Source organism: Metabacillus sp. RB-C-LZQ-3-1 (genome assembly GCF_058315175.1).
Window position 1 is genome coordinate 89911 of record NZ_JBZFLI010000003.1, and the last position, 20015, is coordinate 109925.

The 20015-nt window shown below is 39.6% G+C and carries 2 protein-coding genes; both read left to right on the forward strand.

The features are described from left to right. Position 1 precedes the first annotated feature (1 nt). Positions 2 to 3949: a beta-ketoacyl synthase N-terminal-like domain-containing protein gene (locus AC4GZ8_RS06075; protein WP_491080927.1), complete on the forward strand. Its 3948-nt coding sequence runs from the start codon at positions 2 to 4 to the stop codon at positions 3947 to 3949. Continuing rightward, the gene (locus tag AC4GZ8_RS06080) at positions 3942 to 20012 is read left to right on the forward strand and encodes an SDR family NAD(P)-dependent oxidoreductase (protein ID WP_491080928.1); all 16071 of its coding nucleotides are present in this window, start codon (positions 3942 to 3944) and stop codon (positions 20010 to 20012) included. The genes AC4GZ8_RS06075 and AC4GZ8_RS06080 overlap by 8 nt, the downstream gene beginning before the upstream one ends. Positions 20013 to 20015 lie beyond the last annotated feature (3 nt).

A 20015-nucleotide genomic window follows, 5' to 3' on the forward strand; every position in this document is an offset into this window, starting at 1 on the left:
CGTGAATGATAAGCAAATAAGGATGAAGATTTTAAAGTTGATTAAAAACCAAACCATATCTAAAGAAGAGGGTGCAAAGCTTCTAGTCAAGATGCTATCAGAGGACTCTGAAGATATTTCAAATGAGCTTGAGGAACGGTTTCAAGCGATTATACTCAATAAGCCCGGGACTCATCAAGATATACAAGTTCGTTCGATCCTTGATCAAGAGCCAGGTCCAAATGAGGTTCAAATACTTGTTAAAGCATTCCCAATTAACTTCTCCGATTTTTTGCTTATCAAAGGGTTGTATCCTATGATGCCTGATTATCCGTTCACTCCGGGAGTTGAAGTTTCCGGGGTGATCAGGAGAATTGGAAAGAATGTTACACGGGTAAAGGTAGGCGATGAGGTTATCGGGGTGATGCGTCTTGAATGTGGAGGGCAGGCTACGTTAGTGATAACCGATGAGAATTTGGTTGTACGAAAACCTGACAAACTGACACATGAGGAAGCATGTGGTTTTCCGGCAGCTTTTTTATCGATGTATATGGCGTTTGAGAGAGCACAAGTTAAAGCCGGAGATAAGATATTCATCCCAACTGCAACAGGTACCAATGGATTAGTGGCTGTCCAGTTAGCTCAACATATCGGCGCTGAAATCTATGCCTCAGCAGGCTCACATTCAAAGCTGGAGTATTTACGGCGACTTGGTATTACAAATCTTATCAATTACCAACAAGATGATTTGGAACAAAGACTATTAGAGATGACAGGTGGACTCGGTGTCGATGTTGTCATCAATACGACTGCTGGTGAAGGCATTCAAAAAGGTCTAAATAGTTTAGCTCCAGAAGGCCGTTATGTTGAGATTGCGGTGTTTGGCTTACAGGCGTCTGGTAGACTCGATCTATCCAATATGGTTAATAACCAAACCCTGTTCAGCTTTAATGTAAAGAAGTTTTTAAATGATCATCCTGAAATGCGATGTTATTACCTTGATATCATGGCAGCTTGTTTAGAAAAGGGGATCGTCAAACCAATTGTGGCAAAAATTTTACCTTTCACAAAAATCAAAGAGGCCTATGAAGTGAAATATGATCGGAGTACGATTGGACGGGTGGTTGTGAACTTCCCATATGCGGAGAACATTTCCGCTGAACGCAAACAAAAGGAAGTTTCGCCAGTTGAACCACTGTTGTTTCCTTGGATTCAATCGGATGATGCAGAAAAGAAACCAACAAGGCAACAGGAATCGAAATATGAAAAAGCACCCTCTACCTCGTCATCAAATGATATTGCCATCATTGGAATTTCCGGCCGCTTTGCCGATGCGGAAAATGTTGAACAATATTGGGAAAATCTTGTGAATGGCAAGAGTTCTATTGTCGATATTCCAAAAGAGCGTTGGGACAATACTTTGCATTTTGATCCAGATCATGAGAAATGGGATAAGACGAGTAATAATTGGGGCGGGTTTATGAAGGATATAGATTTGTTTGATTCATTATTTTTTAATATATCCGGTCATGAAGCAGAACAAATGGATCCGCAGCAGCGAGTATTTCTTGAAGAAAGCTGGCGTGCCTTAGAAGATGCTGGTTATGCAACTGAAAAGATCTCAAACAGGAGGTGCGGTGTCTATGTTGGCGTTGCTAAAGGAGATTATGTGGCCAAAATGCAAGAAGCTAACATGCCGACTCGCGCCCAATCATTCTGGGGTAACGAGAGCTCGATTTTAGCGGCAAGAATATCTTATCACTTAAATTTAAAAGGGCCGGCTATTGCAATTGATACAGCGTGCTCATCTTCATTGGTGGCGGTTCATATGGCATGCCAGAGTTTGCTCACCGGCGAATGTGAGTTAGCTCTTGCTGGTGGTGTTTTTATTTATACTACCCCGGGATTTATTAAAGTGGCATCAAGTGGCGGCATGCTTTCGCCTAATGGGCAGTGTAAGACATTTGACGATGATGCAGATGGATTTGTTCCAGGTGAAGCAGCAGGAGCACTTGTACTTAAGCCGTTTGAAGCTGCACGGCGTGATGGCGATCAAATATATGGAGTTATAAAGGGATCGAAAATAAATCAAGATGGAAAAACCAACGGAATTACTGCGCCAAGTTCAATTGCTCAAACAGAAGTACAACAGGCCGTCTATGATGAGTTTAATATTCACCCGGAAACAATTCAGTATATTGAAGCACATGGAACGGGAACGAAACTAGGTGACCCTATTGAATGGAATGCACTGACTAATACTTTCCGTCGATATACAGATAAAAAACAATTTTGCGGGATAGGTTCGGTTAAGACAAATATTGGTCATACAGCTGCAGCAGCAGGTGTGTCGAGTCTCATAAAGCTACTTATGGCTTTTAAATATCGACAACTTCCTGCCACACTCAATTTCAATACACCAAACGAATATATCGATTTTGATACAAGTCCGTTTTTTGTGAACAACAAGCTGCGTCAGTGGGAAGTGGAGCCCGGTCAATCAAGACGTGCTGCTGCAAGTTCGTTTGGTTTCAGTGGAACAAATGCTCATATTGTTTTGGAGGAATCAATCAACCATTATCGATCAATTGACAGACCACTAATGCCCTATTATTTGGTTCCTATATCAGCTAAAACGACAACGGCTCTTGATACGAAAATTAGTGATTTAGCTAATTGGCTTGAGGGGGAGGGGCAGGATGTCTCCCTTCTGGATATATGCTACACCTTAAGTTCACGTCGCAGTCATTTTGAGGAACGTAGGGTATGGGTTGTTAAAGATAAGCAGGAGTTACTGGATTCTCTACGGGAAGCTCGTGTTATCGACTTTCCTAACGATTTTATAGGTTCAAGTGACCAGCTATTAAAAGAGCTGGCCGAAAAAGGACTTTCACGAACGGAAGTAAGGTCACATTTGACTAAATTAGCGGGTCTTTTTGTTCAAGGTGAAGTGATCAATTTTGACATACTATATCACACTATGAATTGTTATGTTGTTTCACTGCCGTCATACCCATTTGAACGGATGCGCTATTGGGTCAATGAGAAGGGTGATTCAGTAAATAAAATGTTTAACGTCAGTCAAGACTCAATTGCTCCCGGCGAACTGCATCCATTGTTAACACAAAATATTTCAACATTTGCAAATCAGCGTTATACATCTGTGTTGTATCCATATGATCACTTTTTAACTGGACATGTGGTAAACGGTGAGAAAGTCTTTCCAGGTGCTTGTTTTATTGAAATGGCTAAGGCAGCAGGCGAGTTAGCTGGGGAAGAAAAGATTTTCTTTATACAAGATATCTTTTTCCTGCGTCCATTAAAAGTCGATGATCATCCAATAGAAGTTCAGATTGAACTTTATCATCAAGAGGATAGAATAGAATTTCAAATTTATACTCTTGAAAAGGAACAAATAGTCATTCATTGTGAAGGTTGTCTTCTCTACGCGAAGGAGGATCTAGATGAAGAGAATGAAATAATCAACCTTGATGATTTGAAAGAGGATTTTAGCCAACTAATAGATAAGGAAGAAGTCTATAAACGATTTGAAAAGCTTGGTTTACGCTATGGCCCACACTTTCAGTCATTAGAGAGGTTATATCTTAATAGAGATCAAAATGAAGTTTTATCTTATTTAGAAATACCAGAAGCAGTTTTAGCAGATTTTGAGAGATTTTCTATTCATCCTATATTGCTGGATGGTGCTTTACAGACAGTAATCGGGTTTATCGATGAGTCATTGTTACAAAATTACAATTTATTTCTTCCAATTGAAGTAGGTGAAGTAGAACAACTACATCCGCTTACAACAAGTGTTTTTGTTCACATCCTCCTAATTGAAGAAGAGGATAACCAAAAGGTTTTTGATGTCTATCTTTATGACTCTAGCGGAACATTACTTGTTGTGTTAAGTGATTTTACGATTCAAGCCATTGGATCTGCCAGGGGGGTGGTCGTTCATGAATAGTCATCATACTGAACAATCGCATGTCTATTATTATCGCCCTTTATTGATAAATGAACCATTGCCGGAACATGTGAATGATGTGAAGAAGCAAACATTGGTGCTATTTGGTGCTGACAATCAGTATGCTCAAAACGTAAAAGATACAGGGTATCACGTCATAAACGTTAGGGTTGGTCATCAATTTCAAGTCCACTCATCTAATAATTATGAAGTGAGTCAGAATCGTGCTGATGATTATCATCAATTGGTAGCTTCATGGAAGAAAGAAGGCATTTGTCCTGATAAGATTATTCAAATTTCGGACCGCCAATCGGAAAAGAGCCATGATGTTTATATTACATTCTTTTTAGTAAAAGCACTGCTCTTTCATGGCATGGAAGCCTTGGATTGGCTATATGTTTATGAGAATCATGGAGATACATGTGAACAGGAAGCAATGGCTGGATTTTTCCACTCCTTACATGCTGAAAAGCCGCAGGTAAAAGCAAAAATAGTAGCTGTAGATAAGAACCTCGATTTGATAATTGATACCATCATGGCAGAAGCATCTGTTCAAGAAGAGGATGTAATAGAAGTAAGCTATCAAGATCAGGTCAGGCAGGTGCGCCGTATTCAACAGTGGGAAAACTTGAAGAATCAGGGCAGCAAGTCTTCGATATGGCGAACTAACGGTGTTTATATCCTGACAGGCGGAGCAGGTGGCTTGGGTCTATTGATGGCAGAACATATTGTTAATCAAACACAAGCTAATATCATCCTTGTAGGTCGGTCTGCATTGTGTAAAGGTAAGGAAGGAAAATTAGAAGAGCTAAGTCGTTTTGGTTCAAATGTTGTCTATTATCAAGCTGATATTACGAAAGAGGAAGATAGTAACAAATTAATAGACGATATTAAAAGTCGATACGGCCGGATTCATGGTGTCATTCATATGGCCGGTTGTCTTCGCGACGGGTTTCTGCAGTCGAAGAATCAACAGGCATTCACTGACGTTTTAACAGCAAAAATAGATGGAACAAAAAGGTTAGATGAAGCGTTAAAGTCTGAAAAGCTTGAGATGTTTGTTCTATTTTCTTCACTGATCTCGTTGATAGGTAATGCCGGGCAAGTCGATTATGCTTATGCAAACAGGTATTTAGATGCTTTTGCGACCAAAAGAACAAAACAAGTTAAGGCTGGGGAAAGACATGGAGTTACCGTTTCCGTTAACTGGCCATTATGGCAAGACGGTGGGATGACAGTTGATAAGCGTACACAAGAGTGGATGAAGAAAGTAATGGGGCTCGATCCACTATCTAAATCAGATGGGACGGCCGGATTTGAAACTGCAGTAACGAGCGGCTTATCCCAGCTAGTTATCCTTTCAGGCAGTCGAGAAAATATATTGAGTAGAAAGGCGGGGAAACATGTGACAAAGGAAAACGACAGTACACAAGGCGCAAGTGATCAAGAATTGCAACTCAAAACAGAAGAATACCTCAAACAAATTCTAGCAGATGAAATAAAAGTCCCAGTCTCTAAAATTAAGAGTCATTCAGCGCTTGAAGATTATGGGATTGATTCGGTTCTTTTAGTTGCATTAACACGCCAGTTGGAACAGGATTTTGGGAGGGTTTCCAAAACGCTCTTTTTTGAATATCAGACGATTGCTGAACTGGCAAACTATTTCGTTACCACTTATAAAGAAGAACTGCTAAAAATTTTAAAGGTAACAAAACTAGAAAGCAAACAAAGTCAAAATATTGACCAGTTCATAACAACACCAACTGGAAAAAATAAGAACAGCCGATTAACTACCTCGCGCTCTAGAAGGAACCGTAGCAGAAAACGTCGTGAAAGATCTCGAACAACTCAAGTTGATACATACGAACCCATTGCGATTGTCGGGCTCAGTGGAAGATATCCACAAGCTAATGACCTAACTGAATTCTGGGAAAACATAAAGCAAGGCAAGGATTGTATTCGAGAAGTGCCAACGGAGCGCTGGAATTGGCGTGATGGTTTCGATCCAGATAAGAATAAAAAGGGTTCGATCTATACCAAATGGGGCGGATTTATGGACGATGTCGATTGCTTTGATCCTTTATTCTTTAATATATCACCTAAAGAAGCAGAGCTGATGGATCCTCAGGAACGACTCTTCTTAGAAACAGCATGGCATACTCTAGAGGACGCTGGCTATACAAGATATAGCTTGGGTACGGATAAAGTAGGGGTGTTCGTTGGGGTAATGTACGGTCAGTACCAAATGCTGGGTGTGGAGGAAGGACTAAAGGGTAATCAGGTGGCACCAAGTTCGTCCTATGCTTCAATAGCAAATCGAGTATCCTATTACATGAATTTCCACGGGCCGAGTATGGCTTTGGATACGATGTGTTCATCTTCACTTACAGCCATTCACCTAGCTTGTGACAGTATTCGAAAAGGGGAAAGTGATGTTGCATTAGCCGGAGGGGTAAATGTATCCATTCATCCGAGTAAGTATCTATTTTTAAGTCAGGGGAAATTCGCTTCTACTGATGGCCGTTGCCGTAGTTTTGGCGAAGGCGGAGATGGCTATGTACCAGGAGAAGGAGTAGGAGCGGTTTTACTTAAACCACTTGGCAAAGCTCAAGAAGATGGAGACTACATCTACGGAGTTATCAAAGGCAGTTCATTAAACCATGGTGGAAAGACGAATGGATATACAGTTCCTAATCCTCAAATGCAAGCGGAATTAATCAAACAAGCTTTAAACCAGGCTGAGGTCGATCCAAGAGAGGTTAGTTATATTGAGGCACACGGAACAGGCACTGCACTTGGTGACCCGATAGAAATCACCGGCTTAGTGAAGGCATTTGGTAATAATAATCGTGAGCAGAATCAGTGTGCGATTGGTTCGATCAAATCTAATATTGGTCATTTAGAATCCGCAGCAGGGATAGCAGGTTTAACAAAGATCTTACTTCAAATGAAACACAAAAAGTTAGTACCCTCACTACATGCAGAGACACTGAATCCGAATATTGATTTTGCTAGTACACCCTTCTATGTTCAGCGAGATCTGAGGGATTGGAAGGAACCAGTAAGTTTAGAGAAAGATATTGAAAAAAAGTTACCGCGAATAGCAGGTATCAGTTCATTTGGTGCGGGTGGTGCTAATGCTCATCTAATTATTCAAGAGTGGGTAAATACAAACACGGAGCCAGTTCCTTCTAGTAAACAGTTGATCGTTTTATCTGCTCGTAATCAGGAACGTCTTAGGAACTATGCCAATCGATTGATTGAATACTTAAACAGGGAAAAAAGGGAGCTTGTACTATCCGATGTAGCCTATACATTACAAGCCGGGCGTGAAGGTTTAGCTGAACGCTTGGCACTAGTTGTAAGTGATTTTGATGAATTAATTGAAAAGCTTACACTCTATGTAAAAGGTGCTTCAGCGATCGATGGAATGTACTTTGGTAATCAAAAACAGAGTGAATTAGATCATATCCTTGAAGGTGAAACAGGGCTTCAGTTTATGGAAACAGTGATTCAGAGAGGTGACTGGACTAAATTAGCACAATTTTGGCAAGCTGGTGTTGATCAAATTCCTTGGAAAAAACTGCATGACCCCCGTCAACCTAAGCGGGTTCCACTACCGGTTTATCCTTTTACACGTGAACGCTATTGGATTGCAACTAGCGGTGATAAACATAGTATTAAGAAAGAAGTGGTTAAAGGACTTCATCCTTTATTGCAACAAAATACATCAACTTTTGAGGAACAAAGGTTCACGTTAACATTAACTGGACAAGAATTTTATCTTGCAGACCATCACGTCCATAATAATCAAGTATTACCGGGAGTTGTTTACATAGAAATGGCACGTGCTGCAGGTGAGCTTTCATATAACAAGCCTGTGAAGCAAATCAAAAATGTAATTTGGGAATCTCCAATTGTTGTGCAACAGGATCAAGAGCTACAGCCGGTATCGATTAGCTTGTACCCGCAACAAGCATATGCAGCTTTTGAAGTATGGACAGAAAAGCACCGAGGTGAAAGAACCATTCATGCGCATGGTGAGGTCCATTATGAAGAGAACAACAAGGGTGCAGATACAATTGAACTGGAAACAATTCGTTCCAGGTGCCAAACCGAGTGGCAGAGAGAAGCTTGTTATCAGCGTTTTAAATTAAATGGTTTTGATTATGGTGAAAGTTTTCAATCATTGATTAATCTCCGCTTTTCGAATGACGAGGCTTTATCAGAAATAGAGTTGTCTGACAAGGTACAAAACGGTGCAAAATCTTATATGTTACATCCAAGTTTATTAGATGGTGCTTTTCAATCCATATTGGGACTACTTGAAGAAAAGGGAAACAAGACTTATTTACCCTATGGTATGGAATCGTTAGTTATTTATGATTCGATTCAAGATGCACGCTATGTTCATGTGAAAGAAGAGAAAGGAAAAAACATAAACGATCATGAACGTGAGTTTAAGATTGTTATTACAGATCAAGTTGGAAGGGTATTAGCTATTATAGAGAATTTTACTATACGTCAAAGCCTATCCTTTCACAGAAAGTCAGAAACACAAGTCGGTACTTTTTATTTGAGTTGGGAAGAACAACCTCAAGTATCTTCACCAGGTATTCAACTAAAAGGTGATATCTTACTGTTTGCCCCGGATGAAAGGATATTTCAGAAATTAAAATCTAAGTTGGAAAAAGAAGCTTTCGAAGCAAGGGTGCGACTCGTACAACCAGGAAATGCCTTTGATGTACAGGGAGATGAAATATATTATGTTAATCCTTCTTCTAAAAAGGATTACTTAAACTTGTTTAATCACTTGATTACTAACGGATTCAAGCCAAATAACATCATTCATGTATGGTCACAAGCTAAGGATGATTATAGTAAGGAAGGAATAAAGGCAAGGTTAGATTATAGTGTGTATTCACTGCTTTATATTGCTCAAGCAATCATGACTCATAAACTTAAGCAAACAGTAGATATAACGTATATCTATTATGAGCAGGAAGGACAATCACTTTATGCTGCAAACAGTGGCTGGCTCAAAACATTGGCAGAGGAAAATCCTATGTTTCGATGTAAGAGTGTTGCCACAGACATAGATCCAAATCATAAGATTGATCATTGGCTAGAAGAAACATGTATCGATCAAACAATAGCAGAAGTTCGCCTAACAGAAGGCAAGCGTTGGGTAAAAAGGATACAAAAAACAATAAGTAATCAGGGTGTTTCACCAGCAGCTAATGATCGTTTACCGATTAAGCAGAATCGCACTTATTTAATTACGGGTGGCACAGGAGGATTAGGAATTATATTTGCTAAGTATTTAGCTGAAAAAACGAATGGCAAGGTTCGAATGATTCTTACTGGACGCTCGCCTCTAACAGCTGAAAAACGTTCACAGCTTCATGAGGTTGAACAGTATGGTGCAGATGTAGAATATCGACAAGCTGATGTTTCGAATCGTGAAGATGTTTTAGAGCTAATATCAGATATTAAGGAAAGGCATGGAGGAATAAACGGAATTATCCACAGTGCTGGCGTGTTACGGGATGGCTTTGTATTGAAGAAAACCGCTGCTGATATGGATGCTGTTCTTGGTCCAAAGGTTTACGGGACAATTTGGTTAGATGAAGCTACACGTTACGAAGCATTAGATTTCTTTGTCCTTTTTTCCTCACTCAGTTCAGAACGCGGCAATCCGGGTCAAAGTGATTATGCATATGCAAACGCATTTTTGGATGCACTAGCTCATCAACATAAACGGGAAGATAGACCAACCCATACAATTTCTATTAATTGGCCTCTGTGGCGTGAAGGAAGAATGCATGTTAATCCTGAAGTTTTACATTTATTAGAGAAGAGAATGCCCGGAATTGTACCTTTAAGTACTCCAAATGGCCTTGCCGTATTTGAAAAAGGCCTAATGAGTTCTGAGTCACAACTCATTGTTGTCGAAGGTTATGCATCAGGGTTAGACAAACTGTTTATTTCATCAAAGCAAGAAGTAGGGACCGGCATTTCTGTAAAGCCGATTTTAGATCATAACCAATATAAGATGCCGCTTGAAAATTATCTTAAAAAGATTCTTTCAGAAGAAACAAAATTATCTGTTTCACAGATCTCGGCAACTGAAGAATTAGAAGATTACGGAATTGACTCAGTAATGGTGATGAACATGACTCGTGTCCTAGAGAAGGATTTTGGAGAATTATCAAAGACGTTGTTTTTTGAATACCAGACAATCCAAGAGCTGCATGATTATTTTATGACATCTCATCAGTCAAAAGTACAGGAGCTTTTCAGCCATTCAGTTTCACGGAATCCGTCGACGACTAATACATTCGAGACAAGTAGTACAAAACAGTATAAGAATAAAGAGGTAAACCGTTCACGATTCATCGGTGAACATGGTAAACAGAATGACTCGGGACATAAATATAGCAGAGAAGAAATCGCAATTGTCGGATTAAGCGGACGCTATCCGATGGCTGAGAATATAGACCAGCTATGGGATAACTTAAAGGAGGGGAAAGACTGTATAAGTGAAGTACCGGCTGATCGTTGGGATCATACTAAGTTTTTTGACTACGATAAACAGAAAAAAGGAAAAACCTATAGTAAGTGGGGCGGCTTTATGGACGATGTGGATAAATTCGATCCATTAGTCTTTAATATTTCTCCACGTGAAGCCAAGCAAATGGATCCTCAGGAAAGACTGTTTTTACAGACGGTGTGGCATACGATGGAAGATGCCGGATATACAAAAAAACAATTAAACAAGTACCGGGTAGGTGTATTTGTTGGGGCTATGTATGCACATTATCAGATGTTTGGGGCTAACCAGGACATGACAGGTCAAGATATACCCGCATCGTCGTTTGCTTCAATTGCAAATCGTGTTTCGTATTTCTTTAATTTCCATGGCCCAAGTATTGCATTGGATACAATGTGTTCATCTTCCTTAACAGCTATACATTTGGCTTGTAAAAGCATTCAACTTGGCGAAAGTGAAGTTGCCTTTGCTGGAGGGGTGAATGTATCGATCCATCCTCATAAATATTTATTACTTGGCCAAGGCAAATTCGTTTCAACTGATGGGAAATGCCGTTCATTTGGTGAAGGGGGAGATGGGTATGTGCCTGGTGAAGGTGTTGGAGCTGTATTACTCAAACCGCTTAGTAAAGCTATCCAAGATGGCGACCAAATTTATGGAGTAATTAAATCAAGCACCGTCAATCATGGTGGAAAAACGAATGGTTACTCCGTACCGAATCCAAATGCACAAGCAGATTTATTGGCTCAAGCGTTTAAAGAAGCATCGATTGACCCGCGTCATCTCAGTTATATTGAAACTCACGGAACTGGAACTGCTCTTGGCGATCCAATTGAAATCACAGGATTACAAAAGGCGCTTGAACCGTATAACAAAGAAAAAGGGTCTTGTTCAATTGGATCTGTGAAGTCAAACATTGGACACTTAGAATCTGCAGCAGGTATTGCCGGATTAACAAAACTGCTGCTGCAGCTTAAACATAAGCAATTAGTTCCATCAATCCATACCGATGTCCTTAATCCAAATATTAATTTTGCTGCCTCACCTTTTTATGTACAAAGAGAGTTAAGCGATTGGAAAGCTGAAGATTCTCCAAGGCTTGCTGGTTTAAGTTCATTTGGTGCAGGAGGTTCTAATGCTCATTTAATTGTAGAAGAGTGGACAGAAACCCAAGCAAATCATAGAAGTGATGAGTCTAATGCAGTTCACCCGCAGCTCATCGTGTTGTCAGCAAAAAATAAGAAAAGTCTTAAGCGCTATGCTCAGAAGTTGGTTGACTTTCTAAATAAACAAAATCGTCTGAAGAATGTTGATTTTCCGCTGCCTCAAACATTTATTCATGATATTCGCCAGGCAGTAGCACGTGTAATCAATGTGGATGTACAGGAAATTGCTTTTGATGAAGAACTGACAGACTACGGCTTTGACCAAGCGATGATTGCCCAGTTAGCCCAAGCATTAAGTCAATTGCTGCAAATTGAGGTTCAACCGTATGTATTCTATGAGAATAATAGTTTAAAAGAATTAGTGCATGACTTGTGGAAAATAAATAAACAGGTGCTCGTTAATCAGTATGATCAGACTATTAATATTGAACATTCAAAAAATGAGCCATTATTAATGGATATTGTTCATACATTACAAGTTGGTCGTGAAGCAATGGAAGAACGTCTTGCGTTTATTGTAAACAGTACAGACGAATTACGTGAAAAACTTGAGCAGTATGTAAATGATCAAAAAATTCCGGAGTTTCTCCAGGGAACTGTGAAAAAAGGAGAGGAAAGAATTCAGCTATTTGACGAAGATGAGGATAGCCAAGAGCTGATTAAGACCTGGGTTCATAAAGGGAAATTAGAGAAGCTTGCTCTTTTGTGGGTAAACGGTGTTGATATAGATTGGACACAAATGAATGCATCTAATGGTGCGCGGAGAATTTCATTACCTGGCTATCCATTCGCTCGTGAACGCTACTGGATTGAAATGATTGAAGGGACACGAGAAAACAATGGCACTCATGCAATTTCTCACCCGTTAATCGATCAACTTGACCGAAAATTAAGTTTGGGCGAGAATGGGTTAGTTTTCATAAAAAAGCTGTCTCGACAATTACAGGTTGTTCATGATCACCAGGTAAAAGAAAAGGCGATGCTGCCGGGTGCTGCCTATTTGGAAATGGTATTAGCTGCTTGTCAAGAAATCGATCCAAAACAATCATATGAATTACATGAGGTTGTTTGGAAGAAACCAATCATTATCCATTTTGAACCGTTAGAGATTCGTTTGATATTGAGGGAGTTTGAACATTCATGGCATTTTGATATCCAAAGTAATCATAACGAACAATTTGTTACACATGCGACAGGAAAAGTAATTGTCATGGACTCTAATCAAGAAAAAGATCTATTCAACCATATTGTTCCTTCAGAAGTTAAGATAACAAGTACACACCAGTATGAACGGAAAGAAATATATGAACATTTTGGTGCAATAAATTTACAATATGGTCCTTATTTCCAAGTCATTAAAAAGCTGTGGGGGAACGACAGAGAAGCACTTGGCCAGCTGGAATTACCTGAAAATGTTCAATTAGAGCAGCATGCTTTTATTCTTCCGCCAAATCTACTTGACGGTGCTTTACAGACAATATCAGGCATTAAAAGGCCTGACAACAGTAACAAGGATACACTTGTACCTTTTGCTGTTGAGAAGCTGGTCTATCTAAATACATTGCCATCAGTTGTTTATGCCTATGTTGAACAGAAACAAGCAATGCTATTTGACATTGCCCTTGTTGATGAATATGGGAAGGTTTTTGCAAAATTGGTTGGTGTCGAAGTTAGAGTCTTGCCGGATGAACATAATAATGTTCCAACAGCTGATATTTCCTTAGTTCCGTTCAAAGGGGAAGAAACAGAATTAGCAAAATCCGAAGAGGTAAAAGAAGGTTCAATTGATTCAAGTGACCTGGTCTTAAAGGTAGAGCAAACCATCACGAATGCTTTAGTAGCGGTTTTGCAAATAGACTTACAAGAGTTTGATGATCATGCAGCATTTACTGACTTTGGTGTTGATTCTGTATTAGCGGTAGAAATTATTAATCGTATTAATATTGATCTTGCTATTTCACTGCGTACGACAGATCTGTTCAATTATGTATCGATTCGTGCTTTAGCTGATTATATAATAGAAGAATTTGTTGATGAACTGACAAGTGTTCAACTTCAGATTTTGTCTAATATAGAATCAAAGGTTATACAGCAAGAAGATGCTGACTTGCATATTGAAGGAGAACAATATGTTGAGCAACTTACAACAATAAATCAAAATAAGCAAGTTGAATATCCAAATTCAAACCTGACAGAAAATAATCAGTCAAGTGCTCTAGATGAAATTGCGATTGTTGGTATGTCAGGACAGTTCCCTGGAGCAAAGAATCTAAATGAGTTCTGGGAGAATCTTGTGAATGGTAAAAATACTGTAAACCAAGTCGAGAGATGGGAAGAGGACGATTTTTATAGTCCTGATCGCAGGCAAGCAGATAAGAGTTATTCAAAGTGGATGGGGCAATTAGCCGATATTGATCAATTTGATCCTCTATTCTTTAATATTTCACCTAAAGAAGCCGACATGATTGATCCGCAACAGCGTCTCTTCCTTATGGAAGCATGGCGTGCATTAGAAGATGCAGGCTATTCTCAGCAGGCATTACAGAATCAGAAGTGTGGTGTGTTTGTTGGATGTGGTTCAGGCGATTATATGGATATGATGAAAGAACATGACATACCACCTAGTGCCTACCAGTTTATGGGGAATGATGAATCGATTCTGCCTGCTCGTATTTCATACTTTCTAAATTTAAAAGGCCCTAGTTTAGCGATCAATACAGCTTGCTCATCATCCTTAGTAGCTGTCCATTTAGCTTGTGAAAGCATCAGATCAGGTACGAGTGATATGGCGTTAGCCGGAGGTATCTCGATCCTTAATACACCGCGCGTCCATGTTTTAGCGAGTCGGGCCGGCATGTTGTCACCGGAAGGACAGTGCAAGGCATTTGATAATAGTGCAAATGGTTTTGTTCCAAGTGAAGGTGTAGGTGTTGTTGTACTGAAGCCAATTAAGAAGGCAATAGCCGATGGCGATCATATATATGGTGTTATCAAGGGCTCAGGAATTAACCAAGACGGAAAAACAAATGGCATTACAGCCCCAAGTGCACCATCACAAACTGCCCTTGAACTGGAAGTCTATAAGAAATATCAAATCAATCCAGCTGATATTAGTTATGTAGAAGCTCATGGCACAGGTACGAAGCTAGGCGACCCAATTGAAATTGATGCTTTAACGAATGCCTTTAAAGCCTATACACAAAAGAACCAATATTGTGCGATTGGATCAGTAAAAAGTAACATCGGACACGCTTTACCAGCAGCAGGAATTGCAGGTTTGTTAAAAATCTTACTTAGTCTTAAGAATAAGCAAATTGCACCAACCTTATTAATTGAGAAAGAAAATGAACACATTGCATTTGAAAAAACACCATTTTATGTCAATAAAACATTAAAGAAATGGCAAAATGAAAATGGAAAGCGGCGTATGTCGGCAATTAGCTCATTCGGATTTAGTGGTACAAATGCGCATATGGTGATCGAGGAAGCACCGCCTGTCAAATCAGGGAAGGCAAAGCCGAATCACGGGTATCTGATCACTCTTTCGGCTAAAACTGAGTCGGCGTTACAAAGTAAAATTCGAGAGCTCCATGAATTCTTAAAACGAGAGGAAAACGATGACCTGGTTATACAAGATCTTGCCTACACCTTGCATATCGGCCGAAGTCATTTTGCTGTCCGTGCTGTATTTGTGACGTCAACTCTTTGGGAACTAAAGGCACAATTATCGGCTGTGCTTTCAAATGGAACGTGTAACGACTTCAGACAACATAATCTTGAGCAGAATCCTGTACACCACCATAAGGATAGGAAGCAACAAGGGGAAGAGTTGCTTGTACAACTTGTGAAACAGCCTTTACAGCAAAGTGATGCCAGAGCAAAACTCTCTTTATTAGCGGATTTCTATATACAAGGGTATAACCTGGCTTGGGAAACTCTATATGCTGGTGAAGAATATCAGCGATTACCGTTACCAACTTACCCATTTGATTTACAACGGTGTTGGATACCAAATGCACCTTTAATCCATCAAAATGCACAGGAGATTGAAAGCAACATTGTAACGACGATTCATCATAGCCCGCATGTCGTTTTACATCAAACTGTTTCTGAAAATGACCCGATCGTTCGCGACCATCAAGTAGCTGATGAAAAACTATACCCTGGTGTGGGCTTCCTGCAGCTCGCTTATGAGGGAATACAACGTGCAGGCTTTTACAAAGGTGTCACGTTATCTAATGTGCTTTGGCTAAAACCATTATCTGTTAAGGAAAAGCCGGTTGAGTTAGAAGTTAGTGTACATTCAGATAATGAGAGAAATTATTATGAAGTGAAAAGTAAGGGAAATGATGAGAGTATTGTTCATGCTAGAGGAGAATTTATACCACTAAATAAAGCTGAGCAATCCAAGCTTCATCAATTATTACCCGTAACGGAAATTAAACAACGCTGTAGACTTACTTTTTCTAAAAAAGATCTTTATGAACAGTTAACATCGATTGGGATGCACTATGGTCCTTATTTTCAAGCAGTAGAGGCAGTTTGGAGTAACGATAAAGAGGCACTGGGTTATTTGCAGCTAGCTCCGGCCTATGTACATGAGCTGAATGACAAACTGCTTCATCCAAGCCTGGTCGATGCAGCTATGCATACGATTTCTGGTTTATTAGAAAGTGACCAGTTATTATTACCGTTTGGAGTTGATCAAATAGACTTTTACAGGAAGTTAGATTCACAGTCCTACGCGTATGTCACGAATGTGGGTAACTATCGCTATGATGTGTCTCTGACAGATTTAAATGGGAAAGTTTGTATCAAACTGCATGGTGTCACACTTGTACCGACAAAGAAAAAAACTGCAATTCAACAGGACTTTTATTATCAACCAAGCTGGATTGAGAATCCGCAGAAAGGTAGCGAAAATCCTGTAAATAAAAAGGACGAGCATGTCCTTCTCATTCACCCGGCAGAAACAGCGGGATTACATTCTGCTTTAGTTGAAGAACATCCAAATGCACAGATCTATCGCATTCAATTTGGGGAACAAACGCAGAAGCTTTCTCCAAATGTATGGGAGGTTGATCCGGCTGATGATAGAGGGATTGGACGCATCTTATCTGAGTGGAAAAAAATAGATTTGATTTACTTCATGGGAGGAGTACAAGTAAATGCGTCTGTAGAAGATTTACATGTACTTGAGAAAAGTCAGCAAACAGGCATTCTTTCACTCTTCCGTTTAGTGAAGGAGTTAAATCGTCATCCAAGCGGTATGCACTCATTGACACTTAAAGTGATAACCAATGATATTTTCCCTGTGTATGCAGGAGATGAGGTTCGTCCAGAGAGTGCTAGTATACATGGCTTTACTAAATCTCTAGCCAAGGAATACCCGAGCTGGAATACGAAGCTAATAGATTTTAGTTTACGAGATATAATGCCTGACGAAGCAAATGCTCTTTCAAAATTGGCAGGAGCTGTAGCAACAGAATCTGCTGACACAGAGGAAAAAGAGGTTGCAATTCGTCGAAGTAGGCGCTATGTACAAGCCTTGGAATCTGTTCAACTTCCACCTGCAAATAGCTCTCCTTTCAAACGAAATGGCTGTTATCTTATTCTAGGTGGTGCAGGCGGTATTGGCATGGAGCTTAGCCGCTATATTTCTGAACAGGTTCAAGCGAATCTTGTATTAATTGGACGGAGCCCTCTAGATAAAGAGCGTGAAGAGAAGCTTAATCAAATAAGAGAAAATGGTTCTGAGGTTCTCTATTTACAAGCAGACGCGCTTAACCTTGAGAGTATGCAGCAAGCCGTTAATAAAGCAAAAGAGAAGTTTGGCGTGATAAACGGTGCAATTCATTCAGCCATTGTGTTACGTGATAAAATCATCGCCAACATGACTGAAGATGATTTACGGGCAGCACTGGATACTAAAGTGCAAGGTAGTTACATTCTGCACCTTGTCCTGAAAAATGAACCATTAGACTTTATGTTATTTTTCTCTTCTGTTCAGTCATTTTCGGGTAATCCGGGACAAAGTAATTATGCTGCCGGTTGTACGTTTAAAGATGCATTTGCTCAAGCTTTAATGAAAAAGGAATCGTACCCTGTACGTATTATTAACTGGGGGTACTGGGGAACTGTTGGAATCGTATCATCCGGGGATTATAACAAACGCTTAGCACAGCAGGGAGTTCAGTCAATTTTACCGGAGGAAGGAATGGAAGCGATCGTTCGCGTCTTGTCAAATCGCTTACAGCAAGTGATCCCGTTTAAAGCTGATAAGCGTGTATTAGAACAACTCGGCATTGATACGAAGAGTACAGTTATACTGCTTCCGGAGCAACCTAGCCATTTGAAAAGGGGAGTCAAACTAACTGAGATGCCAAAGATGGCTCCTGGTCATGCTCATCATATCAAACAAGCCTTTGAACATTTGGCCGCATTTGGGGGATTGCTATTATTAAATTCCTTTAAACAATTAGGGGCATGGGCCCAAACAGGAGAACAAGATACGATTGATGGTCTGCAAAAACGATTAGGAATTGTTCCTAAGTATCGACGCTTGCTATCTGCGGGCATTGATATGCTGGAGCGCTTAGGTTTTGTTGAAAAATCAGGTAACGACCTTATTTCTTCATCTAAAATAGCAGCACCGGATATTATTGAAGCGCTCGGCCAACTTGAGAGACGTAAACAGGAACTAGCTGCAACGTATCCTGAAATTCAAGCCCATCTTAATTTATTGTGGACATGTTATACAAGATATCCAGATATTCTAACAGGACGTGTTCCTGCAACAGACATTATGTTCCCGAACACATCTATGGAACTCGTTGAAAATATTTATAGAAATAATAAGATGGCCGACTATTATAACCAGTTAGTTGTCAAAAGCATTCAAACTTATTTACAGCAGACGCTTAAAGAATTAAACAGTAAGCAAAAGGTGAAAATTCTTGAAATTGGTGCAGGAACAGGTGGGACTAGCGCACATGTCTTTGAGGGGATTCGCTCTTATGGTAAACACTTGGAATACGTCTATAGTGATATCTCTTTTGGATTTACTCAATATGGTAAGCGCAGATTTGGTCTGGATAATCCTTTCGTGGAATTCAAAGTACTTGATGTTGAAAAAGATGTTATCGAACAAGGATTTACATTAGGAGAATACGACATCATCTTAGCAACGAATGTCCTACATGCTACAAGTAACTTATCAACTACGCTTCACCATATAAAGAGCTTACTTAAAACAAACGGTTGGTTAATCGTTAATGAAACAACACAAGTACATGATTTTGCTACATTGACATTTGGGTTACTAGACGGTTGGTGGCTATATGAAGACAGTCAGAACCGTTTACCAAACTCACCGTTGATTCATCCATCTACATGGGAACGCTTATGTAAGGAAATAGGATATGAACAATTTCAAGTTTTAGGTGAGGTAGGGTTAGGCCAAAACGTTATGATTGCTAAGAGTAATGGTCTAATAAGACAAAATATAAATGAAATTCGGATGATTGAAGATTCGTCACAACATGTAGCTGTAGCATCTGATCAAGTGGAGGAGTTAAACCTATTAGCATCTAAATTGGTAAATGACAAGAAGAATGAGAATGATCAATTCGAAAGAGCGCTGTACATTGAACAAATTATCCGAGCAAGTATGGAAGAAAAATTAGGTATTAGCGCTAGTGATATTCAACTAGATAAAGATTTCTCAGCCTATGGAATTGACTCAATCTCAGGTGTCGACCTCATTAACCATCTAAATGATCAGTTAGGGATCGTGATGAGAACAACGGTCTTGTTCGATTACAAAACGGTTCACGAACTAGTCGAATATATCTGTGAGCAATATAGCGATCTATTAAAAGAACAAAATCAGACAATAATCGGTTTGACGTCTAACACAGATATCCACGATCAGGAGGATGAAATTGATAGGATTGGTGAGATTGAAATACATCATTATATCATCGGAAAAGTTGTCGAAAGTTTAGAAGAAATACTCGGTGTTAATGGAGAGACCATCCAACTTGAAAAGCCGTTTTCAGCATTTGGGATTGATTCTATTTCGGGAGTCAATGTCATTAACACACTCAATGACAAACTAGGTATCGTGCTAAGGACAACTGTTCTCTTTGATTATAGTAATGTAAAAGAACTTTCGTCATATATCAAAGAAAAACATGGCAGAGAGATTAATAAAGAGTTACCTATAGCTGAATCAGAAACTGCAGATGTATCTGATTCAGTAACAAGTAACAATGAAAATTTACTTCAAAAATTAGCTAAAGGTGAACTTTCAACAAATGAAGTCATTAACTTGTGGAGGTGATTA

What these genes read in the sequence shown, in the direction of transcription:
- AC4GZ8_RS06080 (WP_491080928.1), top strand. Translation starts at nt 3,942, where the DNA reads ATGAATAGTCATCATACTGAACAATCGCATGTCTATTATTATCGCCCT.